Source organism: Maridesulfovibrio pacificus (SeqCode), assembly GCF_048612815.1.
Classification (GTDB): domain Bacteria; phylum Desulfobacterota; class Desulfovibrionia; order Desulfovibrionales; family Desulfovibrionaceae; genus Maridesulfovibrio; species Maridesulfovibrio pacificus.
In genome coordinates this window covers 20,551-46,102 of the sequence record NZ_JBLZNE010000001.1, presented here as the reverse complement: position 1 = coordinate 46,102, position 25,552 = coordinate 20,551, and the positions used below count along the sequence as shown (strand labels likewise).

The 25,552-nt window shown below is 47.9% G+C and carries 22 protein-coding genes; 11 read left to right on the top strand and 11 right to left on the bottom strand.

Annotated elements, in window-relative coordinates:
• Positions 1-26 precede the first annotated feature (26 nt).
• Together ACNI23_RS00190 and ACNI23_RS00185 are read left to right on the top strand one after the other, a co-directional pair.
• Positions 27-410 carry a pancreas/duodenum homeobox protein 1 gene (locus ACNI23_RS00190; protein ID WP_420245969.1) on the top strand — a complete coding sequence of 128 codons (384 nt, stop codon included), beginning with the start codon at positions 27-29 and terminating at the stop codon, positions 408-410.
• A 164-nt stretch (positions 411-574) separates the two neighbouring features.
• On the top strand, positions 575-1,666 hold the full coding sequence (locus ACNI23_RS00185) for a tetratricopeptide repeat protein (RefSeq protein ID WP_420245968.1): 1,092 nt from the start codon (positions 575-577) through the stop codon (positions 1,664-1,666).
• 8 nt (positions 1,667-1,674) lie between these two features.
• Here ACNI23_RS00185 and ACNI23_RS00180 read toward each other — a convergent pair whose 3' ends face one another.
• On the bottom strand, positions 1,675-2,157 hold the full coding sequence (locus ACNI23_RS00180) for a methylated-DNA--[protein]-cysteine S-methyltransferase (protein ID WP_420245967.1): 483 nt from the start codon (positions 2,155-2,157) through the stop codon (positions 1,675-1,677).
• A gap of 220 nt (positions 2,158-2,377) precedes the next feature.
• Between ACNI23_RS00180 and ACNI23_RS00175 the strand changes: the two genes are divergently transcribed.
• Entirely contained in the window at positions 2,378-2,677 is a 300-nt protein-coding gene (locus ACNI23_RS00175) for a putative quinol monooxygenase (RefSeq protein ID WP_420245965.1), read from the top strand.
• An 89-nt stretch (positions 2,678-2,766) separates the two neighbouring features.
• Here the strand turns inward: ACNI23_RS00175 and ACNI23_RS00170 are convergent, their stop codons facing one another.
• Positions 2,767-3,921 (bottom strand): multidrug effflux MFS transporter, encoded by a 1,155-nt coding sequence (locus ACNI23_RS00170; protein WP_420245963.1) that lies wholly within the window; start codon positions 3,919-3,921, stop codon positions 2,767-2,769.
• A gap of 318 nt (positions 3,922-4,239) precedes the next feature.
• On the opposite strand from ACNI23_RS00170, the gene ACNI23_RS00165 reads away from it, so the two are divergent.
• The 4 genes from ACNI23_RS00165 (at position 4,240) to ACNI23_RS00150 (ending at position 10,219) form a co-directional block, all read left to right on the top strand.
• Positions 4,240-4,875, top strand: coding sequence for a TetR/AcrR family transcriptional regulator (locus tag ACNI23_RS00165; protein WP_420245962.1), 636 nt, complete (start codon positions 4,240-4,242; stop codon positions 4,873-4,875).
• Positions 4,865-5,905 carry an efflux RND transporter periplasmic adaptor subunit gene (locus ACNI23_RS00160; RefSeq protein WP_420245961.1) on the top strand — a complete coding sequence of 347 codons (1,041 nt, stop codon included), beginning with the start codon at positions 4,865-4,867 and terminating at the stop codon, positions 5,903-5,905. Before ACNI23_RS00165 ends, ACNI23_RS00160 begins: the two co-directional genes overlap by 11 nt.
• Complete coding sequence (locus ACNI23_RS00155; RefSeq protein WP_420245959.1) at positions 5,902-9,030, top strand: efflux RND transporter permease subunit; 3,129 nt, start codon at positions 5,902-5,904, stop codon at positions 9,028-9,030. Before ACNI23_RS00160 ends, ACNI23_RS00155 begins: the two co-directional genes overlap by 4 nt.
• Before the next feature lie 73 nt (positions 9,031-9,103).
• Entirely contained in the window at positions 9,104-10,219 is a 1,116-nt protein-coding gene (locus tag ACNI23_RS00150) for an MBL fold metallo-hydrolase (RefSeq protein WP_420245958.1), read from the top strand.
• Positions 10,220-10,367: 148 nt separating this feature from the next.
• Here ACNI23_RS00150 and ACNI23_RS00145 read toward each other — a convergent pair whose 3' ends face one another.
• The 9 genes from ACNI23_RS00145 to ACNI23_RS00105 all read right to left on the bottom strand — a co-directional run bounded on the left by ACNI23_RS00145 (position 10,368) and on the right by ACNI23_RS00105 (position 20,608).
• Positions 10,368-10,706, bottom strand: coding sequence for a tRNA-binding protein (locus tag ACNI23_RS00145; protein ID WP_420245956.1), 339 nt, complete (start codon positions 10,704-10,706; stop codon positions 10,368-10,370).
• Positions 10,707-10,827: 121 nt separating this feature from the next.
• Positions 10,828-11,634: a helix-turn-helix domain-containing protein gene (locus tag ACNI23_RS00140; RefSeq protein WP_420245954.1), complete on the bottom strand. Its 807-nt coding sequence runs from the start codon at positions 11,632-11,634 to the stop codon at positions 10,828-10,830.
• Positions 11,635-11,661: 27 nt separating this feature from the next.
• Entirely contained in the window at positions 11,662-13,389 is a 1,728-nt protein-coding gene (gene fliD, locus ACNI23_RS00135; RefSeq protein WP_420245952.1) for a flagellar filament capping protein FliD, read from the bottom strand.
• 10 nt (positions 13,390-13,399) lie between these two features.
• Complete coding sequence (gene flgL / locus ACNI23_RS00130; RefSeq protein ID WP_420245950.1) at positions 13,400-14,608, bottom strand: flagellar hook-associated protein FlgL; 1,209 nt, start codon at positions 14,606-14,608, stop codon at positions 13,400-13,402.
• Between the two features lie 47 nt (positions 14,609-14,655).
• Complete coding sequence (gene flgK, locus ACNI23_RS00125; RefSeq protein WP_420245949.1) at positions 14,656-16,407, bottom strand: flagellar hook-associated protein FlgK; 1,752 nt, start codon at positions 16,405-16,407, stop codon at positions 14,656-14,658.
• A 210-nt stretch (positions 16,408-16,617) separates the two neighbouring features.
• A complete protein-coding gene (locus ACNI23_RS00120) occupies positions 16,618-18,159 on the bottom strand; it encodes a flagellar hook protein FlgE (protein WP_420245948.1) in 1,542 nt (513 codons plus the stop codon).
• Positions 18,160-18,188: 29 nt separating this feature from the next.
• The gene (locus ACNI23_RS00115; RefSeq protein WP_420245946.1) at positions 18,189-18,866 is read right to left on the bottom strand and encodes a flagellar hook assembly protein FlgD; all 678 of its coding nucleotides are present in this window, start codon (positions 18,864-18,866) and stop codon (positions 18,189-18,191) included.
• Positions 18,863-19,408 carry an RNA polymerase sigma factor gene (locus ACNI23_RS00110; RefSeq protein WP_420245945.1) on the bottom strand — a complete coding sequence of 182 codons (546 nt, stop codon included), beginning with the start codon at positions 19,406-19,408 and terminating at the stop codon, positions 18,863-18,865. Before ACNI23_RS00110 ends, ACNI23_RS00115 begins: the two co-directional genes overlap by 4 nt.
• 342 nt (positions 19,409-19,750) lie before the next feature.
• On the bottom strand, positions 19,751-20,608 hold the full coding sequence (locus ACNI23_RS00105; protein ID WP_015850822.1) for a flagellin N-terminal helical domain-containing protein: 858 nt from the start codon (positions 20,606-20,608) through the stop codon (positions 19,751-19,753).
• A 250-nt stretch (positions 20,609-20,858) separates the two neighbouring features.
• On the opposite strand from ACNI23_RS00105, the gene ACNI23_RS00100 reads away from it, so the two are divergent.
• The 4 genes from ACNI23_RS00100 to ACNI23_RS00085 are packed head-to-tail and all read left to right on the top strand — an operon-like array spanning position 20,859 to position 25,549.
• Positions 20,859-21,557 (top strand): response regulator transcription factor, encoded by a 699-nt coding sequence (locus tag ACNI23_RS00100; RefSeq protein ID WP_420245943.1) that lies wholly within the window; start codon positions 20,859-20,861, stop codon positions 21,555-21,557.
• A gap of 4 nt (positions 21,558-21,561) precedes the next feature.
• A complete protein-coding gene (locus ACNI23_RS00095; RefSeq protein WP_420245942.1) occupies positions 21,562-23,493 on the top strand; it encodes a TonB-dependent receptor plug domain-containing protein in 1,932 nt (643 codons plus the stop codon).
• Positions 23,481-24,041 carry a YfiR family protein gene (locus ACNI23_RS00090; protein ID WP_420245941.1) on the top strand — a complete coding sequence of 187 codons (561 nt, stop codon included), beginning with the start codon at positions 23,481-23,483 and terminating at the stop codon, positions 24,039-24,041. The genes ACNI23_RS00095 and ACNI23_RS00090 overlap by 13 nt, the downstream gene beginning before the upstream one ends.
• Positions 24,038-25,549, top strand: coding sequence for an ATP-binding protein (locus ACNI23_RS00085; protein ID WP_420245940.1), 1,512 nt, complete (start codon positions 24,038-24,040; stop codon positions 25,547-25,549). The genes ACNI23_RS00090 and ACNI23_RS00085 overlap by 4 nt, the downstream gene beginning before the upstream one ends.
• The last annotated feature ends 3 nt before the right edge of the window (positions 25,550-25,552 follow it).

Genomic DNA, 25,552 nt, shown 5'->3' with positions numbered 1-25,552 from the left:
ACGGTAACAAATGAACGGAGTTATTCATGACTCAATATGCAGATATTTTTGATCAGAAAATGATGACAAGCCTTTTCCCCAAAGACAGGACCAACGATTTTTTTGAGGCTCTTTTCGGCGATGCAGAGGAAGGCAGCTACGATATTTCCCTCGCTTACGCCGGAGATAACGGCAATACAGTCAATTTCGAACTGCAGTTGCACCAGCGTCCGGGATGCTGTCTGGCCTGCAACCTTACATACGGTCTGCCGCAGGTTTTCTCCCGCCATCCGATCATCAACATTCAGGGAGTCGCTGAAAAAGTTGGCGAAGCAGTAGGCAAATCAGGTAACGTGACTTGGAAGCTCGGCGCTACTCAGGAGAAAAGCAGAGAACTTCATGTAATTCCTCTTTCCATAAGCCTGAGCTAAACGTACAATTCATTTTAAAGCGCAAAACAGGCCCGTGTCCTACAAGTGGGCACGGGCCTGTAATCGCTTAAAAGAATAATCACACAATTATAATGTAAATTCAGTTGAATCAAACCTGACGAAAAGGTAATATACATAGAAATTAACCACTTCAGGAGCGGGGAATGCTTGAAGAGCTTCGTTACGGTATCTTTTCCAACAATTCAAAACACATATCAAACGACAGACTGACACTGGTCGGACTTGGCGCATCTGATATATATGTTTATTCCACTTGGGATAATGCAATAACTGCACTGGAAAACGGCGAAATTGATGTAGCCCTTGTCGATGAATCATTACACGACACTTCCGGTGCTGATTGCGTTCGAAGAATGCGCCGTCACGCCATGCGTTCACTCCCCGTAATAATGGTCACCCCGGACCAGCGCAAAGAATCCGTACTAGACTCAATTGCAGCCGGAGTCGGTGGCTATGTATTGCGTCCATACAGCATGGAAACTCTCAAACGTCACGTATTTGCCGCATATATGAGTGCCAGCCCCGATGAAATTGAAAAAGAACTGCTCAATTCATCATGGGATCTTGTAGCCAACGGCAGCTTCGATGAAGCAATCGACAGCTTTTCCGAAATCATCGATGAAGTAACCGAAGCCGGAAAAAGCCCCGCGGAAGAATATTTTGATAAGGGCTTGAATTTCCTTTCACAGGAAAAATTCGGCAAGGCCATCATCGCCTTCAACAAGGCAATCGCCCTTAATGAAATGTATGCTGAAGCTTACAAAGGTATGGCCGATGCTTACAAAGGCAAAGGAGATATGGGTAATTATCAGGATTACCTGAATAAAGCTGCTGATATATACGCAGTTCAAGACAAACTTGATAATGTAAAAGAGCTCTTTGTTGAAATTCTTCAAAACGAACCGGATGCAGTAAACCCCTTCAATCGCCTTGGCGTTAAACTGCGTAAGGACGGAGACTATCAGGGAGCCATCAAAGCCTACCATCAAGCCTGTACATTCACTCCCAACGATGCCAACCTTTATTACAACATGGCACGTGCTTATACCTATGCTAAAGAATATGAAAGCGCCCTGAACTATACGGAACTCAGCCTGCGCCTTGATTCAAGCCTTGAACCAGCAAGATCACTGCATAAACAGATCGTCAAATTGTTAGAAAAAATTCGCAAAGATAATCCCGCGTCAGATACAGAATCTCCTAAAGTCAGTATTGATGACGAACTGGAAGAGTAGCCTTCAACTCAATCACTTTTCTCAATATCCAATAGTTTTTGCTTAATTTTTGTGCCGTGTGCAAATCCCGCCAGACTGCCATCGGCAGCAATCACTCGATGGCAGGGAATTATTAGCGGAACTGGATTTTTCCCATTCGCCGTTCCCACAGCCCTGCTAGCATTTTCATTGCCCAACGCAATCGCAATTTCTTTGTAGGATCGTGTCTCTCCACAAGGAATTTTACACAGCTCCGACCAAACACGCTTTTGAAAATCAGTTCCCTGCGGATTCAACTTTACATTAAATTCAGAACGGCTGCCGGATAAAAACTCTTCAATCTGGCCCCTTATCTCCGCAAAAAAATCATCATTGCGCACCCATTCGGGATTGACTTCAAACACGCGGTGCCCCTCGCCGGTCTGCATATGCAAATGTGACAGCCCATCCTCGCTTCCAGCCAGAATAATTTCGCAAAGCGGGGTCATAAATCTTGTATAAAAAGTATTCATTAATTAACCTCCATAAGAGTTGAAAAAAGCATAAGAATGCTTTTTTCTAAGTTTTCCGCTATAAGCATCAGCAAGCTCTTTTCGTATCTGACATTAAAGAAGATCTTTGAAAATGAAAACAGTATTAAACAGTTCATTTCATCCAAAATATCGATCTAAAAGTTGAGATGATTATCTAAGAAAGAGCAACCGTAACGATAACATTCAAAATGGAGAAAAGATGAAAACTCTTACCGCAAAAATGCAAGCTGCCGAAGGCAAAGAGCAGGAACTGGAAGAAGTCCTGCGTGAATTAATTAAAGCCACAGCAACCGAAGAAGGGGCAGTTGAATACAGGCTGCACCGTGTCGTCGATACTCCCGGTGCATTTCGCTTCATTGAAAAGTTCAAAGATCAGGAAGCGTTCGACTTCCATGCCAATTCCGATCACTTCAAAGCCGCTATCGAAAAAATCGGAAAACTTACCGCAGGTGACGGCGAACTTGAAATGCTGGAATTGATTGATTCTATTCCTGAATAGTTTGATTCGTATCCGAAAGATTAAAAAAGGATATGTGCCAGCTTACTCGGCACATATCCTTTTATCTTTTTATCTTAAGCTCTATGTTGTTATCCGGCCAATCCTGCCCGCCGCGACATCCATAAAAGAGACAGCAACGGAATCGTTCCGCCGATAATTCCCATCTGACCGATAACACTTATCTTTGACGGCCAGTCAAAAGAAATCAACTCCATGGCAACGGCACCAAATATGAAATAGGTGAATGTCAAAAGCGCAGAAGCAGCTCCGATGTCCCGGTCTACGGTCTCAAGAATCATATGGTTGCTGATAGGCCTGCTGACCCCGATAGAAAATGTCATCAGAAACATGGGTGCAGCAAAGGCATATTCCGATCCACCCAAAGTATGCACTCCAATACCTGCCAGTATTACGCCGATCAGTGAGACCTTGAGAATAGTGATGGATGAATAGCCCACACAAAGTCTTGAACAAGTGAATGATCCGGTCATGAAACCGATAGCGTTAAAACCGAAGAACATGGCGTACTGCTGCTCATTCATCCCGAATACACGGATATAGATATCCGCCGACCCGGCCAGAAATCCAAAAAATCCAATAGCGATGACTGAAAAAGCAAAGCAATACGTGGTGAATTCTAAATTCTTAAGCACCACCAGATAGCGGGAAAACATGTTTAAAATTCCGCCCTCGGTCTTTTCAAATTCAGGTTCCTTGAAAACCAGAGTGCCATAAAAGGCCATGGATGCAAGCACAGCCTGACATCCGAAAATCCATTTCCAAGATAAAAACTCAAGCATCATGCTACCCAGCATGGGGGCTAGCATGGGACACAGAGGAATAATCACCCCGATATAAGCCAGAACCTTCTGACGCTCTGCCCCGGTATAAAGATCCTTTGCCAGTGCCATGGACAGCGCCGAGGCCGAAGCAGCACCCGCGGCTTGAACAATGCGGGCAGTCACCAGAAACCAAATATTCGTAGATAAAGCGCAAAGCACACTGCCGAGCACGTATATTCCCACCCCACCCATCAGCACAGGCTTACGGCCTAATTTATCTGATAAGGGACCGTAAATAAGCATAAAAAAGCTGAACAGGATAAAAAAGAGCACAAGAGAAAGGTTCACTTGTGCAAGAGAAATACCCCACTGCTCCTGAATAGTCGGCAGTGCGGGCAGATACATATCCGTAGACAAGGCGGGAAATGCCGCCAGCATAGTAATAAAAAGAAAATTAGGCATAGCAATACGGTTTTTAAAGTAAATAAAAAAAAATCAACTCAGATAAAAAGCGGAAATATTGTGTGGAAAAATGAGATGACGCGATAGAGCAGGAAAGAAGATTTGCGGATATTAGGCTTCTAGTTTCAACTGGTCAACTGTTAATCTCGCAGCAGCAAACATCTTAACAGTTCTTACCATTCACATAAATTTCACCCCGCATATCTAAAGATGAACTCACCTATCAAATTTAAACATTGTTTGAAATACTGCTTGACTCATTGCGACCAGAATCATACAAGACTTCAAACAGTGTTTAAATTGTTATTGGAGATATACATGAGTGATCAAAGCACCAAAGAACGGATACTGGAAGCAGCCAGCCGTGTCTTCTGTGAGAAAGGCTTCAAAGCTACCACCGTACGCGACATCTGCGCAGAAGCTGACGCCAATGTGGCTGCCATCAATTATCATTTTGGAGACAAGCGTAAACTTTACTATCAGGTTCTGAGGATGTGGATGGATCAATCCATGAAGCATTCTAGCATGCTGGAAAAATCCATACAGGAGTTACCTCCTGAAAAAAGGCTTAAGTTATACGTACGCAACGAACTTCTCCCCTTATGCACATACGATGATCCCAAAAAAACCAAAAAGCGGCAAATCAGACTCTTGTTTGAAGAATATGTATCTGAAGACTGCGACCCAGAGCTTTTCAAATGTCATAACGACCTGGAAGAAAAAATACTTTTCCCCATAATTAGAGAATTACTAGATCCGATTGAAGAGAAACGTATTCTTGAACAGGCCTTTATTGCCGCCGGAGGAGTAATTCTCCACCACTTCCTGATGATCATCCATTATCCGGAAGGAGAAATTAACTCGGAAGAACAGTTAAAATTCATGACCGATTACTACACCACATTCATCCTCGGCTCCCTTAAAGCCATTAAGGAAAAATATCATGCAGAATAAATATCTGATTCCCCTCATGCTGAGCGTCCTGCTTCTCGCACTCTGCGGATGTGAATCCGACAAGCAGACCGAAGCCAACACAGCTGCCCCGGAAAGATCAGTCCGGGTCGGAACTGTTGAAGTTGTCCCGGTAACCATCAAGGATATACTGACCCTTCCCGGAGAAACTGAGCCGGATAAGGATGTCTGCGTATCCTCCGAATCAGCCGGTACAGTTGTCTGGCTCGGTGTGAAAGAAGGCGATCACATCAAAAAAGGACAGCTCATAGCCCGACTTGACGGAGCATCCAGCGGAGCAAAATTCGACCGCGCCAAAGCGGCCAAAAAGCTCGCTGCCGAACAGTTGCGCCGCCGCAAGGAACTGCTCAAAAAAGGAGTTCTGGCGCAGGAAGAGTACGACCAGATCAAGGCCGAACTGGAGCAGAGCGAAGCATCACTCAAAGAAATGCTGGTTAATGTGGAATACGGTATCGTGCGTGCTCCCATAGCCGGGATAGTCAACAAGCGTTACGTTGACCGTGGGGAACGTCTGGAAGTTGGTTCCAATGTTGTTGATATCGTGGATTCCTCCAGCATCAAGACTATTATCAACGTCCCGGAAATGGACATTTCCTATATCAAAAAAGGCCAGAAAGTGACTGTTTCCGTTGATGCTCTCCCCGGTAAAACATGGGAAGGCGTAATCGACTTCGTATCCTTCAAAGCTGATAAATTCTCAAAGACATTTGAAACCAAAGTTATCACCGACAACTCAGGCGGAGAAATCCGTGCCGGAATGCTGGGACGTGTGTCCCTTTTACGTCGGACCGTAACTGACGCAGTCACCACTCCCCTTTCCGCCATTATCAATCAGGGCGGGGAACGAATCATATATGTGGAAAAAGACGGCGTGGCTCAGGTTCGTACAATTGAACTCGGCATAATTGACGGCGACCGCGCCCAGATCACCAAGGGCCTCAAAGCAGGTGAAAGGCTTATCACCGCAGGCCATACCATGGTTGAAGACGGCACAAAGGTGGTGACCCAGTGATTATCAACAAAGCAGCACTAAACAGGCAGTCCACCGTAATGGTCCTGCTTGTTTTCATCATCATAGCCGGGATATCCAGCTATGCGTCCCTGCCCCGCGAGAGTGACCCGGACATCACCATCCCCTACATCTTTGTACAGACAAACTTCGAAGGTGTAGCCCCTGAAGACATGGAGACTCTGATCACCATGCCCATTGAGCGCAAACTCAAAGGGTTATCCGGGACCAAGGAGATTTCCTCCATTTCCGATGACGGGGTTTCCATCATCAAGGTTGAATTCAACCCAGATGTAGACATCGACGACGCCTTGCAGAAAGTACGCGACAAGGTGGATCAGGCCAAGCCGGACCTGCCTTCGGACCTGCCCGATGAACCTATCATTAACGAGGTAAACCTCTCAGAACAGCCGATTTTGAACGTGGTCCTTTCCGGCCCGTTCTCTTTGAAACGGCTGAAAGTTTTCGCCGAACAGCTCGAAGATCGCATTGAATCAGTTCAGGGCGTACTGGATGCCAAGATAATTGGCGGCCTTGAACGCGAAATTCACGTGGAATTCGACATGGACCGTGTGGCTTTCTACAACATCCCCCTTTCAAGCCTGCTCAGCTCAGTGAAAAACGCCAACGTCAACACTCCCGGCGGCTCTGTTGAAATCGGGAAATCCAAGTATCTCGTGCGCGTACCTGAAGACTTCAAGCACCCGGATGAGATCGATAAAATCGTAGTCTACGAACAGGACGGACGCCCTATCTACCTGCGCGATATCGCCACCATCCGTGACCACTATAAAGACCCGACCTCCAAAAGCCGCTTCAACGGAATCCAGAGTGTGACCATTGAAGTCAAGAAAAGAGCCGGGGAGAACATTATCCGCATCATTGATACGGTTAAGGAAATACTTAAGGAAGAGCAGCAGATCCTGCCTCCGACCCTGAAGATAAACCTCACAGCGGACCAGTCTGATGAAATCCGTCAGATGGTTGCTGACTTGCAGAACAACATTATCAGTGGACTGCTGCTGGTACTTATCGTTGTCTTTGCCTTTATCGGCGGTCGTTCGGCCTTGTTTGTCTCACTGGCAATTCCGCTGTCCATGCTGATAACCTTCACCGTGCTGGAAATATTCTCTTACACCCTGAATATGGTTATCCTCTTCTCACTGATCCTGAGTCTCGGGATGCTGGTGGATAACGGAATCGTTGTGGTCGAAAACATCTACCGCCACATGGGCATGGGTAAATCCCGTTTGCAGGCGGCAATGGATGCTACAGACGAAGTTGCATGGCCGGTTATCGCTTCCACCCTGACTACCGTGGGCGCATTCTTCCCCATGGTCTTCTGGCCCGGAATCATGGGTGAATTCATGAGTTACCTGCCCATCACAGTAATCATTGCCCTTTCCGCATCACTGTTTGTGGCGTTAGTCATCAACCCGGTGCTCTCGGCAAAGTTTCAGGATGTACCTAAGCTGGATGAAAATGCCAAGCCCGGATTCATTGATCGCATGATGGAAACGCTCAAGAATATCTACCGCCCCATCCTTGAATGGTCGCTGGATCACAGGCTGTGGGTGGTACTTTTTGCGTTTGCTTTCCTGATTGTTTCCACTGTCAGCTTCGGCATGTTCGGACGCGGTGTGGAATTCCTGCCCAAGACCGAACCCAAGCGGTCCGACGTCAAGATCAAGGCTCCGGTAGGAACCAACCTTGAAGCTTCGGACCAGTTCGTAAAAGTGGTCGAAAAAATCGCCGCCGAATACCCGGATATTGAGTACGTCATCGCCAACACCGGGGAATCCGGGCAGTCCGATGAAATCGGTACCCACTACAGCCTTGTTAAACTTGATTACGTAGATATTCAGGACCGCAGCCGCCCTTCATCTGAAATCACCGATGAAATCCGCGGCCGCCTTCAGCGTGCCATCCGAGGTGCGGAAGTACGTGCGGAAGCGGAAAAAATGGGGCCGCCTACAGGCAGTGCCATCAATATGGAAATTTACGGCAAGGACCTGCGCCATCTGGGAGAAATCACCGCTTCCTTCAAACGGGTTATCAAAGATATTCCCGGACTGGTTGATCTTAAAGACAACTACATCTCGGCCAAACCCGAAATCCGTGTAGACGTGGACAAAGAGAAAGCAGGTATCATGGGCCTCGACGCCTTCACTATTGCTCAGTCAGTTAAGACCGCCATTAACGGTGTCAAAGTCGGGGTCTACCGCGAAGGCAAGGACGAATACGATATTGTCGCCCGTCTGCCCAAAGAAGAACGCGATTCCCTTGAGGACATCCGCAGGATTATTGTTTCCGGACCGAAAGGCGAACCTATCCCCATTACCAGCCTTGCTGATGTGACAATGGGCGGTGGATTGGGTGGTATCAACCGCATTGACCAGAAAAGGGTTGTCACCATCTCCGCCGATGTCTCCGGTCGCCTTGCCGAAGAAGTCATTACCGACATCAACAAAGCTGTGTCCGGTATAGAATTGCCGCGCGGCTACTCATACAAGTTCACAGGTGAACAGGAAGAACAGGCCAAGGCCTCCGCTTTCCTTGAAAGAGCATTTGCCGGAGCACTGTTCCTGATCTTCATCGTACTGGTAACCCAGTTCAACTCCGTTGCCACTCCGTTTATCATCCTGACCGCAGTCATCCTCTCCCTCGGAGGTGTTATGGTCGGGCTGTTGATAACCGGAACAGCCTTCGGGGTTATCATGACCGGGGTCGGAGTACTCTCCCTTGCCGGAGTAGTAGTCAACAACGCCATCGTGCTCATCGACTACTATGAGCAACTCAAGGAACAGGGACGCAATGCCCGTGAAGCGCTTATAGAAGCCGGCTTGACCCGTTTCCGTCCGGTTCTGCTCACCGCCATCACCACAGTATTGGGCCTGATTCCCATGGCAACAGGGGTGAGTTTCGACTTCATTAACATGCGCCTCGACATGGGCAGTGAAACCTCCCAGTGGTGGGGGCCCATGGCTGTAGCGGTTATTTTCGGACTGGCTATCGCCACCGTACTAACCCTCGTAGTAGTTCCCACCCTCTGCTCTTTGCAGGAAAGCTGGAAGGAAAGGGCCGCACAACGCAAATCCGCTAAACTTGCAGAACAAGCTGCAAATTAGACAAAAGTATGAAGAGCAGATGTTGATTATCCGTTAAGAATATATTCATGGATTCAACAGGCTGAAAAATTGAATGAAAAAGACACTACTTTATATATTCGCATTGCTGGCAGCAGCCGGGATCTCTATCGGGGTCCCGGCCTGCTCCAAGATGGGGCACGCCCCGTCAATTGAGGAAAGCACCATGTTTGAAAAAGCCCCTAACTTCCAAAACGGAACATTTCTCAACGAAAATCCGGTCAATATGACGGTGGAAGGATTCACCTTTGCCAAAGCGATGAATTTCTTTTTTGACCTTAGCCGCACACCGGACAAAAAGCTTCCATACTTTCCCCTGACCAAGGATTCCTTCTCAGCCACACCTGAAGAATTACAGGTAGCATGGCTGGGGCATTCTTCCATGATCCTCGATATTGACGGCGTTCGACTGCTTATTGATCCTGTTTTCAACAATGCATCCCCGGTACCTTTCACCGTCAACCGCTTTCAACCTTCCCCCATCGAACGCAAAGAGCTTCCAGAAGTGGATGCAGTGGTCATTTCCCACGATCATTACGATCACCTTGAGATGAGCACTATCAAGCATTTAGCTTCGAAAGTTAAACTTTTCGTTGTCCCACTTGGTGTTGGTTCCCACCTGCGCAAATGGGGCTGTAAGCCGGAACAGATTGTTGAACTCAACTGGCATGAGTCCATCACAATCCGTGACGTTGAAATCATTTCCGCACCTACTCAACACTTCTCCGGTCGAGGTCTGACTGACAGGAACAAGACCCTCTGGACTTCATACGTCTTCAAAGGAGAGCGTCACAGAGCATACTATTCCGGTGACGGAGGGTATGATGGTCGATTCAAGAAAATTGGTCAGCAATACGGTCCGTTCGACCTGACCATGATTGAGGCGGGAGCTTATGACAAAGGCTGGAAGAACGTACATATGATGCCCGAAGAATCAGTGCAGGCACATATAGAGCTTGGTGGGAAATACATGCTGCCCGTGCACTGGGGTGCATATGACCTTGCTTTTCACAAGTGGGATGAGCCTATCCGCAGAGTGTCCAACCTTGCAGCAGAACAGGGAATTAATCTGCTGACCCCGCTAATGGGTGAGCTATGCATGCCCGGACAAAGCACCCACACTGCATGGTGGGAACCTGCCAAGCAACAAGAATTGGCAGTAGCAAATTAATTTGATGCGCTATCGCGCTTTTTAATAAAATAGTGGCCTTCGGCAACCCTGCCGGGGGCCTTAAACCCTTTTGGGAAAAGGGTTTAAGAATCCCAAAACTTTTTAATAGGGCTTCACCCCTTACGCGTATAAATCGTCATTGACTCTGCTAACAAAGCTTTACGCCAAGCGGCACTTCCTTATCCGGCACACACAGCGCCACATTTCCATTTTCATCATGAAATCCGGTCACCAGACACTCAGACATGAGCGGACCGATCTGCTTCTTCGGGAAGTTAACAACACCCACTACAAGTTTGCCGGGTAATTCTTCCACACCATAAAGCTTGGTGATCTGGGCACTTGATTTACGCATGCCGACTTCCGGCCCGAAATCTATATGCAGAATGTACGCAGGAACACGCGCTTCTTCAAAGACACGGGCCTCAACAATCTTTCCGACCCTGATCTCTATCTTTTCAAAATCACTCCAACTAATTGTATTCATTTCTTCTCCTCATAACTTTTTTTCGAGAGAAGAAAATAGCTAACCGATCTTCATGAATATTGAATAAAATTGACATGAAATACCAATCTATCAATTCAGACAGCGAAGCTTAATGAAAAGTTTAGGAGAGGCCAGAGGCCTTCTGATACTGGCGGGGAGTAAGTCCGTACCTGATCTTAAAAAGACGGGTCAGGTGACTTTGATCGGAAAAACCGCAAAATGCGGCTGTATCGGCAATGGGAGAATTAGAGGCAATCATTGCGCGAGCCTTTTCCAGCCGCAATTGGATCAGGAAAGAGTGCGGCGTCATGCCCTTGTGACTGCGAAAAATACGGATCAGGTGAAACTCAGTACATCCGGCTAGATCAGAAAGCTCGGCAAGACTTAAGTTGCGATCAATATGGGCGTGCAGATAATCAATTATCATGGATACCCTTCTATCTTCACTTCCGGGCCTGATTGTCCCGTCTCCGACATGGCGGTACAAACCGGAAAGCACGGAAAGGATGGCTTCATCGGTATCCAGCTTTTCTACAGGGCTGAGCAGTTTGTGATGCAGAGCGGATAAATTCTGCCAGAACTGCTTGTTTTCCAGAAGAATATTACGGAATGGGGATTGCCCGTTTTCTTTACCCAGTAATTTATAGTTGAGCGAACGGACAAACTTTTCAGAAAAATAAAAGCTGCGCAGGTGCCTGCGTTCGGAACAGCAAGGGCTGTTGGAATGGACAGTCTCCGGCTCGATAATGCTGATGGAACCGGGTTGCAGAATATCAGAGCATCCGTTGAGACGGTACTTTTCACCGGACTCGGAATTAAGCCAAAGTACATAACCATCATGCAGATGGCTTTTAAATTCCCTGCCGCCGCTACACGAAAGTACTTCCAACCCCTCAACGGGCGAAGAATAAATCAGCTTATCATCCATTGTCATTTCGTAAATTTAAAGCGGGTATTAACTGGAATCAAGGGAAGCTAAAGTTGTTTCAAGCTGGCTCTCAACCCCTGAATAATAGGCAAGCATGGTATCCAGAGCGGAATACTTTTCTTCTAACCTTGTCCGGTAAGCATCGAGCCTTGCTTCTTCATCGTAAATATCACCTTCAAGCTTGGCGGTCAGGTCGTCATAACTTGCAGCCAGCAGAGGGATGCTCCCGGTAGAAACATCGGTCAGCGACGAGCAAAGATCGGCTAACTGTCCGCATTTGCCCTGCTTCACAGTAACAGTGCTGGAATAAGCGCCGTCCGTCAAATCCGAAACCTCCAGATACAGCCCGTTAGCATCGCTATCCCTTGTTGCCAGCAGGGTGTTGCCGCTGATGGTCATATCCACACCGTTAATTGTAGCGGCAGTGATTACCCCGCCGGAAACCGTGTATTCAACATCGTAATCCCCGGCTGAAGTTAAACCGGATATGGTCGAAAGAACCCGCATATCGGAGCTGTCTGTTTCTGCTTCTCCATTTGCCGCAAACAACATGGCTACAGCTTCAGGGTCCGCAGCCAAAGCTTCTTCAAGCTCATCGTAATCTATTTCCAACTGCCCGAAAGTGGATGAACCTTCAGTACTGTCAGTGGTAATGCCTATACCTGAAAGAGAGGCATACATATCCCCTTTCCCAGTTTCGCTGTCATAATAAAGAAATCCCAATCCCGCCGAAGTCAAAGCATCCTTCACCGAATCATAGACCAAACCGAGGGTTGCATCCTTGATATAAACCGTGCTGTCGTCATCATCGCCTTCATCTACCAACTCCCCGGTGACGTCCAGCAAGTCATAAAGAAGCTGGTTTACCTCTGAAACAAATGTCTCGATAGTTTCAACCATGGCATCTGTATCATATGAAACACCTACATTAATCCCTGAAGAATCAGTAACCGCGTTAAGGGTCAGAGTCATATTGTCGATAACATCGTCAACGGTATTGGAAGGACGCTCAATCCAATTACCGGAACCTGACGGAAAACCATCCACTTTCATCTGTGCATTCTGAGCGGTTTGAGTGTTGGTAAAAGAACTCGCGTTGTAGCCGTCAATAGCGCTCAAGTCGGTCAGCACAACCGCATTATCCGCCCCGGTATCCTCACCGCTGAACTTGATATAATAATTACTGCCGTCGCTGATCAAAGAAGCGGTAATCTTGTTATCAAAATCCGGGTCACTGTTAATCTGGTCCACCAGTTCCTGAGCTGTTGTTCCGGCGGTTACGTCCATAGAGATATCTTCCCCGGCATAAGACAGGGTGATTGATGAATTGGACGAAATGATAGATTGGTCAGAGGAAGTAATGGACATGTCCTCTGAAATCCAGACATCCTTCTGCGCCAACTGGTTCACGACCAGATTATACGAATCCTCGGTGGCCCCGTCTTCAATGGTAGCTTGAACTTCTCCATCTCCGGTGGTGGAAACGGAATAGGACATGAACTCATCCATCTCATCTATCCCCTGCAAGGTACCGGATAGAGTAAGGATTTCTTCATCCAAGGCTTCAAGAAGCTCTGTGATCGCTTCCGCCTCTTCCAGATCTTCTTGATACTGCTCCAGCTCATAGCTTTCCGCTTCGACTGACGCTTCAATGAGATCGGTCCAATCTGTTCCATCACCAAGTCCATTAATGGTGAAGCCACCAGAAGTTGAGACGGACTGGTAAGTACCTGTTGAAACTGATGCGACTGCCATAATGAACCTCCTACAGATAATTCATGATCGACATGCTGATAACTTCAGAGGTTGAACTGAGCACGGCATTATAGATGTATTCCGAACGGCTGAGTTCAATGGTCAATGCAGTGCTGTCAGCATCCTCCTCGTCGCTGAGGGCAGATGCAACACGCTCACGGGTCAGGCTCAAACTTTGTCCGGTGAAATCGGCTTTCTCCTCTCGAGCCCCCACATTGGATGTTTCGATCAACATCCGGTTGTAGCCATTATCGATGGTTTCAATTGTAGTTGCCGTAGCTTCCTCATCCCCTATCCACATGTAGGCAATGGAGTCGCTTATGGCTTCAAACATGTTGGGATCGGAAAAAGATTCTCCGGTATCCGGGTCCACACCGCCGAACATATCGCTGCCCACGGAATTCACATCCAGCTCGGTACTTTCTGAAATCCCCACAGACATCGCCTCGTCAGCTCCGTTGTATTGCAGTGAATTACGGACTACGAACTGACCGCCAGTCTTATCATCAGAGTCATAAGCTACAACCGCCGTACCTGCGTTCATTTCTACGGAAACATCTCCCAGTTCCATAGTCGTATCCGGGGGAACAGCCGTGCCGTCCATAGTTCCGGTAAGCCACGTGCTCCCGCCATCAAGGGAATAGCGATAATCAACAGAGTCTGTGCCGACGGTTCCGTCTGAGGTGAACTCCACTATTACCGGATCATCAAGCTCACCCGTAAATGCTGCGAAATCAGTTTTAGCCGGAGAATCCCCGGTAATCGTTACGCCGGGGACATATTCATATGGAGCCGTATCCGTAGATTCACCGGAGAAAAGGTAGTCATCGCCAATTTCGGAGTTGGCAATAGCAAGCAGGGAATCCTGATAACCCATCATATTTACCGCCATGGCCTGCTGTTGCTCGTCCGTATAAGTTCCGGTGGCACCCTGCTCGGCCTGTTCCTTGACGGAAATCATTATCTCGCTGGCTTCACTGAGCAGGCCGTCCGCACTGCCCAGCAAGCTCTTAGCGTACTGGGTGTTGTTATAGTAATCTTCAAGGGTCTGGTCATAGCTGCGCAGGTTGACCACATTGCCCATACCTGCCGGATCATCAGACGGGGCATTTATCTTCTTCTGAGTGGCGACCTGACTGGAAACATTCATGTAATCAGCCAAGGACCTGCTGACATTGGTCATACTCTGGTCATAAATCTGTGCTGTACTGACTCTCATGGCTGCCTCCTGAGATAATCCCCTCAAATAAATTTTTATTTTTCAAACTAAACAATGCCCAGAATGGTATCGATCATATCGCGGGTGACAGAAATAATCTGACAGGCCGCCTCGTACTGATGCTGGGCTTTGGTCAGGTTGACCAGCTCCTCATCAACATTCACTCCGCTCACCGACTCCTGTTGGTCGGCATAAATCTGAGCCGCAGCCGTATCACAGGTAACCTGAGTCTCAGCAGCAGAAGCTGCCGCCCCCACATTGGAGACAATGGATGACAGATATTCGCTCAAAGAAGCATTCGTTGCAGACGCCCCCTCACCTATTGATACGGTCTGACTCAACAAATCGTTTATGGACCTGGCAGTATCGTTGCTGCCTGAAGATACAGTTCCATCATCCCCCACTTCTCCGGCATTAAGATGCGAAGGGTCGGAGACGACATAATCGTTAACCGCAATATCTCCGGCAGAACTGCCCTCGAAAAAAGTATTGATTCCCGCAGCAGCCAGAAAACCGGAGCTATCCTCCCCAAATTCAAAAGATGAATCGCCAACGGCTTCAAGTTCCAATTCACCGTCAGAGTTGACTGAAGCGGTCAGGGTCCCCCCAAAGGCTGTATTAATATCCGCAACAACCTCGTCCAGAGAATCAGTTGCCGGATCGATACTGATTGCCGAGCTTGCAGTCATGTTGCCGTCTGCATCATAGGTATAGAGAGTGAATTCACCGGAAGTGATCTTGTCATCGAAATCCAACCCGCAATCAGAGAGAGGGGCTGTCTGATCATCCACACCGTAAGTTCCTTCCACTGCTGTGTGCGACTCCAGCCCCGCCCCCTGTGAATGGGCCACGTTTGTCTCCCAGATCAGGGTAGAGGTGTAATCGTTTAGGCGGTCCATAGTTGGCTGGACATATTCATCACGGGTAATAAACAATCCGGCAATTGAGCCGCTGTCAGTACGCCCGGAAACCGGATTTCCGTCATCATCGTTCATGGGGGTTATATCCACCAGACCGCCGGAACCGTTTTCCCAGAACAATCCGGTTTTGGAAGTATCATCATCGTATGCAACTGCAAGGTGATGGGTTTCCTCCCCCTCTACCAGCGGGTGTCCGGTCTCAGTATAAATCTTGGTAGATCCGTCTTCATAACTGAGCACTTCCACCCCGATTAGTTCATCCAGTTCACGAATGGCCTGATCCCGGCTGGCTACAAGTTCGTAGTTATCCGGGTTGGCTGAAATCTGCTCGTTGAGTAATCCGATAGAATCTATCAATTCATTAGCGGTATTGACCTGATCGACAATCTCAGACTCCACGCTGGCAGACATATCCTTAAGTTCCGAATATGTTGAATTGAGCGCGTAGATAAGCGAATCAGCTTCACCAAGCAGGTCTTCACGTTCGGCCAGAGAATCCGGATAGGTGGAAAGGCCGTTCCATGCACTCAGGAATTCATCCTGCGCTGCCGCCAGTCCTTCACCATCGCTTTGATTAAAGATGGAATCCATCTGGGAAAGATATTTGTATTGTGCTTCGCTGGAGGCCAAATCAGCCGAGGCCGCAAGGTATTGCTTCTCAATAAAGCTGTCCCAATTGGCCTGTATCGCAACAATGTCCGCCCCTGTACCAAGGCTGTTGCCGTAAACAGAGATGTTGCCCATGTTGTCGTAAACAGCATCGGCACGCTGGTAACCTTCGGTCTCGGCATTGGCGATGTTGTTGCTGGTCGTGTTGATCGAGACCTGCGCGTTGGCTACGGCCCTTTCGCCTATGGACATTGCATTTGTTAAACTCATAGTGCCTCCGGCGGCTCTCCGAGGGCTTAAACCCTTTTTGTAAAAAGGGTTTAAGAATCCCAAAAACTTTTAATAGGGCTTCGCCGCTGACGCACATAAAGCCGTGCGCGGTTCAAATCAAACTCTCAGGAATTCCAAAGGGGCTTAGCTCCTTTGGCCGCTGGAGGCTGAACCAGATCGAAAAAACGCGAAGCATATCAAATCAATTCTTTAATTCTTCAATGAAATAGCAGTCTGCAACAGGGTATCTGCGGTTGTTACAACCTTACTGTTGGCCTGATATGCAGACTGGATGATGATCAGCTCGGTCATCTGGGATGCTAGGTCTACGTTTGAAGCCTCAAGAGAGTTGGATACCACTGAACCGAACCCTGCGGTTCCGGCGGTGCCGATAATGGCTTCACCTGATTCAGTGGTAGCGCGGAACAGGGTTCCTCCTTCTGCGCTTAGCCCCCCTTCGTTTGTGAAATCTGCAAGGCCGAGCTGATAGAGTTCGATTGACTGGCTGTTGGAATAGTTACCCACAAGTATACCGTTTTCATCAACTTCCACGGAGACTAGAGACCCGGTAGGATAACCGTCCTGTGAAACACTATAAGTAGCTGAAGAACTGTCGCTGTAACTGGTGGTAGCCCCCAATTCGAGTGTGTAATCCGTAAATGATGGAAGGTCGGAATAGTCGGTTGCCGCGGTAATATCGCCCAATGAGTTAATACCGCCTGAAGTATCCCAAGTGGCATTGTCACTGGACATACCGAAGTTTATGTACACATCCTGCCCGCTGGTACTTCCGGTAAAGTTGAGATTTACTTCCGGGTAGCCTTCAGGGCTGAGGTCGGCGAGTCCCCACTGATCGGGATCTTTTGTGTCAGTGGATGTAGCAGCATTGGAAAGGGTGAAAGCGGTCATGGAAGTCATCTGCCCTTCGGAATTGAAGGTCAGGGTTCCAGTCATGGCCAGTCCGGCACCGCTGGTGGTGTTCATGTCCACACCATCGGCTGTAGTACGCATATCATCCTCAACATCGTATGCCGCAACATATTCCCAAACGATATTACCGTCGGCATCCACATCCACCGGGTCCATGTAGAAAGTCATGTCATGTGCGGAACCGTTCTCATCGTAGACGGTCATGGTGGTGGAATAACTATACTGTGAATCGTCCAGCGGAGGATTGTCAGTACCGTCATAGAGTTCGAACAAAGAGGTGTAGGGATTGGAGGTGATGGCCTCGTCAACACTCTGGGAATCGAGGTTCATGGTCAGGCTGATTTCAGAAGTCGCCCTTGGCGGAGACTGGGACTGGTCCAGCTGAATGGTGGTCAGTGAACCGGAGGCGGTACCGTCTTCGATTTCCCATCCCTGAACCTGATTGCCGTACGGGTCGACCAGATAACCGTCTTTATCGAAATCAAAGTTTCCGGCGCGGGTGTAGTAAGTGGTGCCGGTATCCGGGTCCAGTACAATAAAATAACCGTCACCATTGAGAGCCACGTTGGTGGAGACACTGGAATCTTCATAAGACCCCTGAGTGTAGTCAACGTTGATGGTGGAGACTCCGGCACCGTTACCTACCTGTGAAAGCCCACTTCCGGTGGTAATGGTTGAGTAGAAAACATCCTCAAAGACCGCATCTGACCCCTTAAAACCAACTGTGGAGGAGTTGGCGAGGTTGTTGGAAACCACGGATGTTGCCTGAGAGTTTACGTTAAGCCCTGAAATTCCGGTATACAGAGAACTGGTGACACTCATCTTTTTGCTCCTGCGTTAATAAAATTTATTTAAATGAACGAAACGTCGGTGATTGAAACTTCGCGTCCGTCAGCCAGGGTCAGGGTTGTATTGCCTGAATCATCCTGATCCACTGCTGTGATGGTCCCGGCGGACTTGATGTAGACAGGAACGGAGGCTTCGTCGGCATCGTTGGCAAAGACAAGGGCGGTGTATGTTCCGTCTGATTCGATGTTGGAATTGCTCAAAATGTCCTCGCCGGAAATTTCAAACTCCCCTGCTTCGATGTCGGTGTAGTAAACGGTGTCCATAAGGGTTCCTTCGGAATCGTAGATGTTCAGGCCGAGAACTGAAGCATCTTCCTGCAGGTCAATGGTCACGGAGGTGGCTGCACCGTCTTCCACGGAGATGACACCGCCGTCAGCCATGACTTCCTCCCCGATGTAACCGGAGGTACTTAGCGCCGAGAGTGCATCAAGCTGATTGATGATTGTTTCCAGATTTTCATTCTGCTGCACGTCTTCATCGAGCATGGAATAGTTGGTCATCTGGTTAACCATTTCAGTGTTATCCACGGGGTTGGTGGGGTCCTGATATTCCAACTGGGTTGTCAGCAGGGTCAGGAAATCAACCTGATCAAGCGAGGTATTGTCGCTGGCTGTAGTTGTAGTGCTGCTCGTATCCGACCCGGTTAGGCTGCTGTAGTAGCTGACGCCGTCGACACTCATGATACGACCCTCCTCTCGCCGGACGCTGAAAAGTGGCGGCGAAGTTTCTGAATTGCCTGATGCTTGATGCAGCGGACTGTACGGGAAGTGATGCCCAACTGTTCCGCTACTTCCACAGCCTTTAAATCTCCCCAGAAAATCATCCTTACGACCTCTTTTTGTCTCTTGGACAAAATTTCTTCAGGTAATTTAAAATCTATTTTTTCATTTTCAGGTTGTGAAATATCTTTGAGATCATATATATTGATATATATACGATTATTTTTTCTCATATAATCAACTGCAACGGAGCGACTTATGATATACAACCAAGTATTTATGGAGCTTTTTTCAGAGGAATATTTAGCTATGTAATCATTTTTCAATATTTTAACTGCTACTTCCTGACACACTTCATCAACATCATTTTTGTTAGCACCTACATACTTAGAAAATATAAACTTACTGACTACATTTTTTATAAAATTAATATTATCTTTAAAAAAACAGTTTATTTCTTTTTCAGAAATATATTCGTATTTTTGTTCAATGTAAGTATTCATAACTCCTCCTACTGCCTAGAATGGAGCAACTTACATTCCTACAAATGTTAATTTACAATGGAATTGAATTCAGAATGAAACAGATTGAATTCAGGATTTGTTAAATAGATTTAGCTCAGCTAATGAAAAAAGACTGAATTTAAGGATTCTTAAGTCAGAAAAGGCTCATTTCCGGCTGCGAGGGGGCAAAATCGGCAGAGGGGAACTTTTTGCCGGAACATTTAACCGCTACAAAACGGAAAAAGGCCGTTATCCCGGTAAGTCAGGACAACAGCCTCATGCACAATCACAAAAAAAGGCCCGGTAAACCGGGCCTTGGTTAAATTTTTAGAAGTTGACGGACTAGCCGATGAGTGACAGAGCCATCTGAGGCAGGGAATTTGCCTGTGCAAGCATTGAAACCGCAGACTGGGTGATGATCTGCTGCTTGGAATAATTGGTCATCTCGGTTGCGACATCCACGTCTGAAATCTGGGATTCTGCGGCCTGCAGGTTTTCACCCTGAATCTCAAGGTTGGAAATGGTTGCTTCAAGCCTGTTTTCAAGAGCACCGAGGTTTGCCCTGATCTTATCCTTGGAGATAATTGCGTTATCAAGGGCTTCAAGTGATGCCTGAGCGGCTTCCTGAGTAGATACTGTGTAACCGGCATTTTCAGCACTCTGGTTACCAATACCGAGAGCTGAGGCGGTGCATGTTCCGATCTCAATATCATACTTATCTTCCGCGCTGTCGTTGCCGGTCCCAAAGTGGATGGTTACAGCATTGTCGCCGGAAACATTACCATTGAGCAGGTGGATACCGTTAAAATCAGTAGCACTGGCAATTCGAGTGATTTCCGACGCCATAGCCTGATATTCCTGATCAATCAGGGCCCGCTGGTCCGAGGTGTAAGTACCGGTTGCAGCCTGTTCCGCCAGTTCCTTCATACGGATAAGCTTTTCATCCACAACACCGAGCGCGCCGTCTGCAGTCTGGATCATTGAAATACCGTCATTGGCATTTCGCACACCCTGTTGCAGAGTTGAGATATCCGAACGCATAAGTTCGCGAACAGCAAGACCTGCTGCATCATCTGCTGCAGAATTGATGCGCAAACCGGAAGACATCTTTTCAGTGGAAGAACTAAGTGCGCTGTAAGCATCATTAAGATGGCGAGCGGTAGCATTTGCAACGGTATTGTTATTGATTACTAAAGACATAAAAACCTCCGTGTTTTATCGTACATCCTTGCACTATCAGCAGGAGACCGATTCACCTGCCTTTACTTGCTTATACGTAGCGGAGGTAAAGAACGTTTATGGGGAAATATTTTCATACCCCGTTCAAATTGCGGACACTATAGACAGATTCAGTCTTCCTTAACATTTCTTAATCTTATTAACACTTATTTACACTAAACTTATTTGCTTATCCCTTCTAAACACATAGTATGCGATGCAGGAGAAAATTATGAACAAGATACTTCTTATCGACGACGACCCGGAGATGGGGGAGCTTTTATCTACCTACCTGGACGGCGAGGGGTACAGCCTGCATCACAAATGCACAGCCAAGGAAGGGCTTAAAGCATTCGGCTGTGATGAATATGACCTAATCCTGCTGGACATTGTCCTACCAGACATCAGCGGGCTGAATGTGCTGGAGAAAATCCGGCTGGACTCAACAGTTCCGGTAATCATGCTTACCGGTAAGGGAGACGAAGTAGACAGAGTGGTCGGCCTCGAGATGGGTGCTGACGACTACATATGCAAACCTTTTCCCTTGCGCGAGCTGCTGGCCCGCATGCGCGCCTCCCTGCGCCGCTGCTCCATGACCCCGCAATCCCACAGCATTACCCCCAGCTCTCGGGGCAAACTCAAAGTCGGGGAACTTGATATCAACCTTGATTCCCACGCCATTATAGTCAAAGGAATTGAAACCCACTTCACCGCTGCTGAATTCAGCATCATTGAACATCTTGCCGCCAGTTGCGGAAAGCTTATTGAACGTGATGAACTCATGGAAATCGCTCTCGGCAGGAGTGCCGACTTTGATGACTATGTACTCAACGTGCATATGAGTAACCTGCGCCGCAAAATCGGAGATTCCGTCTCAATCAAAACCATCCGCGGCCGCGGATATATGATGACCTCGAGGACTCAGGCCTAAAAGCATGATCAGATTGCGGTTGGCAGTTGTTGCCCTCTCTCTCATTCTTCTGGCCATGGTGGCCGGTACCGCACCAAGTTTTGCAGAAGACAAGGATGTCTCTGCAGAACTGGAAAAGCTTGATCTCGAAGACCTGCTTCAGGTCGAAATGATATCCCCTTCCGAACGCAAACAATCACTCGAAAACATAGCCGGTTCATACACCATCCTCACCGAAGAGGACATCAGGCGCAGTGGAGCCAGAACAGTTCCAGAAGCTCTAAGGACTGTTCCCGGTGTGGTTGTAACACGCACTGACACTGACAAATGGGCTATCGGAGTCAGGGGATTCTCAGGCACTTTCAACAGCAAGCAACTTATTCTGGTAGACAACAGGCCCATAACATCGCCCTATTTCCACGGGGTAATCTGGTCCAGTCAGAATCTACCTATTCAAGCAGTAAAGCGGATCGAAATTATCCGCGGTCCGTGGACCAGCCTCTGGGGTTCAGAATCATTCAACGGCGTCATCAACATCATCACCAAATCCGCTGCGGAAATGCAGGGGACTCAAAGTGTAACCACTGCCGGAACCGAAGGTGTGAGCCAGTTTATCCGCAAGGGCGGGCATATATCTGAAAACGCAACTATGGCAGTATATGCCAAGAGCGAATATGAGCCGGGCAAGAACTATCACATCCGGGGACGTACCGAAAAAGGCTCTACTGATTGGATCACCGGTAGCGGAGGCTTCCGTGCTGACTGGCTCAATGCCTACACCGACCAATTTTCACTGCAAGGACAGATAGCCGGTTCCGCAATCACTGAAAACTCCCCGCCGGGAAACCCCTTTTCCGCCAACAGGGACAAAAATGATTACAACGGCTATGTCCAGATTCTCTGGGACCGCAAGACAGGTGCACGTTCCGGCATGCAGTTTCGCTCTTCCTATACCCGCAGCTCCATCACGGTTGCGGATATGGAGAACATGTCCAACACCATCGATTCGGAATTTATCTATTCAAACGAGCAGTTGGATGCTCATTTCCTAACTTTCGGGATCGGCGGGAAATATTTCTGGGATCAATTTAATCAGGGTGAGAATGTACAGGTCACCAACGACAGCATCTATCGCCTCGACTTTAGCGCTTTTGCCAAAGACCGCATTACCTTAATTGATGAAAAGCTCTTCCTGACCCTCGGTCTGAAACTCGATTATTCAGGTGGTTCCAACCTTGCCCCCCAGCCCACTGCACGCCTTCTGTACATGGAAGACGATGAGGAATACTGGCTGGCATACTCATACGCCAACCGTAAGCCGGGATTCTGGCTGCGGGACGGTAATTACAGGATCAGGGTTCGGGACAGAGAATACACAATGGATTTCACCGATGACCTTGAGAATGAAAAGCTGAACTCCTTTGAAGCCGGATACCGCAAACTCTTCAGCGAAACCCTGAAGCTGGATGTTTCACTGTATCTGAACAGCTATGACCAGATGGTCACTTTCAATTTCGATGACAGCACAAACACAGCTACACCGTTCAGTGGATTGAGCGGAGTTTCATACGGGACAGAGATAGCTCTGGACTGGCAACCTTACTCCTTCCTGACCTTGCGACCTTCTGTGGATATTTCCAATCAGGACTTTCAAGATGTCCCGGCAGGAATTCCCGGATTTTCACCGCCGCTTAACTCAGCGCTATACAATATCAAGCTACAGGCTTTGATAGATCTGGCCGAAGATTGGGAATTGGATCTTTTTACATCCTACCTTAACTCCATGGACAGCAAGGATCTTTCCACTGGGTTCGGCTTTGATGTGAGGTTGGCATGGCAGGCCCGTCATGACCTCCTGCTTGAACTTATCGGTAACAATCTGCTGACCAATGTTTATCAAGGCAACTATTCTCCTTCAGAACCATCGTGTTCGGTGAGGCTGACATGGGATTTCTAAATATCCATAAAATACTGGTAATTACAATCGCCACTCTTTTTATGGTATGTTCCATCCCCGAGTTGCCTGCGCACGCCGGCCCGAAAACGGTAATACAACGCCATATCAAGGTTACCCAGCCGCAATTACAGGCCTTATTCATAAAAAAAATTACGAAATATGTACTAGGCCCCGATAAGCGCAGAATAGTAGCGCAACGTCCGGTAACCGTCGCTGCAGTGGCCCCGAAAGAGCTTTCCCGTTTCTTCAAGAATCCGGACAAGTTTAAACTGGTTCGCTGGCCGGAGGAAGATTTCAGAGTTTTGTTCATAGATGTGGACAATCCGCGCATTATTGCTGCAGTGCTCAACAAAGTCAGAGGCAAGCCGATCCTGACTATCGGACAGAGTCCTGATTTCCTGCGCATGGGCGGCATGATCAACCTTGTGGAATCAGGTTCACGCTTCAAACTGCAGGTCAATATCTGTGCTGCGCGTCAAGCGGGGCTGACCATTAGTTCCAAACTGCTGAAATTATCTGAAATTTATTGCGGAGACACACCACAATGAAAAATTACCGGAACAGCATCGGGCGCAAAGTAGGCCTCGCAATTCTGGGTACGACCATTGCCGCGGTTGTGATCTCCCTGACCCTGAATATAGCCTCATTTTTCCACTCTTTCAGGCAGGCAACCCTGAAAAAAGCGACCTCACTGACGCAAGTCCTGAGCACTTCCGTTGCGCCTGCCCTTGATTTTGATGACCGTGAGTCTGCAACCGAAGTGCTAGAATCGCTAACTCTTGTGGGGAATTCCATGGGAGCAGCCATATTCACTCCGGATGGTAAAATTTTCGCCGAATTCGGAACATCAGCCAAAGAACTTCCCGCTGGAACTCCAGCAACAATCCAAGACTTCAACCGCTATCGCATCGTGAAAAAGATCCGTTCCGGTGATGAGCTTTTGGGCTACATTGTTCTGGAGGGTTGCTTCACTGAACAGCTGGACTGGTTCTTCCAGAATCTAGCCACTTCCGGTCTTATTCTGGTTACTGTTCTGACCACCTGCTTCCTGACTACTGGCTATCTCCGAAAAAAACTTACTAAACCTATAGGCCAGTTAACGGATACTGTGCGTGATATTTCTGAAAGCAAGGACTACACCCGCCGTGTATCCTACCGTAGTGATGATGAAATCGGATATCTGGTTACGGAATTCAACTCCATGCTGGCCAAAATCGATAAGCGGGACCAGTGGTTGAATAGCCATAGGGAGATGCTGGAAAACATTGTTTCGCAACGCACCAAACAGTTACGTTCCAAACAGGCTGAACTGGAAAAGAAAAACAAACTGCTGGTGCAGCAAATACATGAAAGACGAACCGCAGAGATGATCCGCGATGAGGTGGAACGCATTAACAGGCACGACCTTAAATCATCACTCAACCTTGTTATCGGCTACCCGGAACTGCTGCTCAACAGCGAAGAGCCACTAAGTGCAGATCAGCGCAAATACATTAAACGCATCGCCTCCGCTGGCTACCGCATGCTGGATATGATTCAGTTCCATCTGGATATGTTTAAGATGGAACAGGGAATATACCGTCTGAAAACCATGAATTTGGATTTGGTGGACCTGATGACTTCGCTGGAAGAGGAAATGGCCCTGCTTCTGAACCAGTCAAAGGTAAATCTTTCCATCATGCTGGACGGCAAAGAAATAGAAGGAGTGGAAGAAATTTTCCTGACCGGGGAAGGTATGCTTCTAAGAACAATGTTCCGCAACCTGATCAAAAATGCAGTGGAAGCTTCCAAAGAAGGTGATACCGTAACCATAGCCATTAACAGCGGACCGCCCATATCTGTGACCGTAAAAAACACCTTGGCTGTTCCCGAAGAAATCAGGGAAAGATTTTTCGATAAATACGTCACCCTTGGCAAAGAAGACGGGACCGGACTGGGGACATATTCCGCAAAGCTCATTGCCGAAACACACAAGGCAACAATTACCATGCACTCTGCCGAAGCAACCGGAACTGAAGTAACAGCATGTTTTGTAGACGAAAGCAACGCGGCTTAGCCT

Coding starts and splice junctions, on each gene's coding strand:
- ACNI23_RS00190 (WP_420245969.1), top strand. CDS start 27: ATGACTCAATATGCAGATATTTTTGATCAGAAAATGATGACAAGCCTT.
- ACNI23_RS00185 (WP_420245968.1), top strand. CDS start 575: ATGCTTGAAGAGCTTCGTTACGGTATCTTTTCCAACAATTCAAAACAC.
- ACNI23_RS00180 (WP_420245967.1), bottom strand. CDS start 2,157: ATGAATACTTTTTATACAAGATTTATGACCCCGCTTTGCGAAATTATT.
- ACNI23_RS00175 (WP_420245965.1), top strand. CDS start 2,378: ATGAAAACTCTTACCGCAAAAATGCAAGCTGCCGAAGGCAAAGAGCAG.
- ACNI23_RS00170 (WP_420245963.1), bottom strand. CDS start 3,921: ATGCCTAATTTTCTTTTTATTACTATGCTGGCGGCATTTCCCGCCTTG.
- ACNI23_RS00165 (WP_420245962.1), top strand. CDS start 4,240: ATGAGTGATCAAAGCACCAAAGAACGGATACTGGAAGCAGCCAGCCGT.
- ACNI23_RS00160 (WP_420245961.1), top strand. CDS start 4,865: ATGCAGAATAAATATCTGATTCCCCTCATGCTGAGCGTCCTGCTTCTC.
- ACNI23_RS00150 (WP_420245958.1), top strand. CDS start 9,104: ATGAAAAAGACACTACTTTATATATTCGCATTGCTGGCAGCAGCCGGG.
- ACNI23_RS00145 (WP_420245956.1), bottom strand. CDS start 10,706: ATGAATACAATTAGTTGGAGTGATTTTGAAAAGATAGAGATCAGGGTC.
- ACNI23_RS00140 (WP_420245954.1), bottom strand. CDS start 11,634: ATGGATGATAAGCTGATTTATTCTTCGCCCGTTGAGGGGTTGGAAGTA.
- fliD (WP_420245952.1), bottom strand. CDS start 13,389: ATGGCAGTCGCATCAGTTTCAACAGGTACTTACCAGTCCGTCTCAACT.
- flgL (WP_420245950.1), bottom strand. CDS start 14,608: ATGAGAGTCAGTACAGCACAGATTTATGACCAGAGTATGACCAATGTC.
- flgK (WP_420245949.1), bottom strand. CDS start 16,407: ATGAGTTTAACAAATGCAATGTCCATAGGCGAAAGGGCCGTAGCCAAC.
- ACNI23_RS00120 (WP_420245948.1), bottom strand. CDS start 18,159: ATGAGTGTCACCAGTTCTCTGTATACCGGAATTTCAGGGCTTAACGTA.
- ACNI23_RS00115 (WP_420245946.1), bottom strand. CDS start 18,866: ATGAGTGTCGACGGCGTCAGCTACTACAGCAGCCTAACCGGGTCGGAT.
- ACNI23_RS00110 (WP_420245945.1), bottom strand. CDS start 19,408: ATGAATACTTACATTGAACAAAAATACGAATATATTTCTGAAAAAGAA.
- ACNI23_RS00105 (WP_015850822.1), bottom strand. CDS start 20,608: ATGTCTTTAGTAATCAATAACAATACCGTTGCAAATGCTACCGCTCGC.
- ACNI23_RS00100 (WP_420245943.1), top strand. CDS start 20,859: ATGAACAAGATACTTCTTATCGACGACGACCCGGAGATGGGGGAGCTT.
- ACNI23_RS00095 (WP_420245942.1), top strand. CDS start 21,562: ATGATCAGATTGCGGTTGGCAGTTGTTGCCCTCTCTCTCATTCTTCTG.
- ACNI23_RS00090 (WP_420245941.1), top strand. CDS start 23,481: ATGGGATTTCTAAATATCCATAAAATACTGGTAATTACAATCGCCACT.
- ACNI23_RS00085 (WP_420245940.1), top strand. CDS start 24,038: ATGAAAAATTACCGGAACAGCATCGGGCGCAAAGTAGGCCTCGCAATT.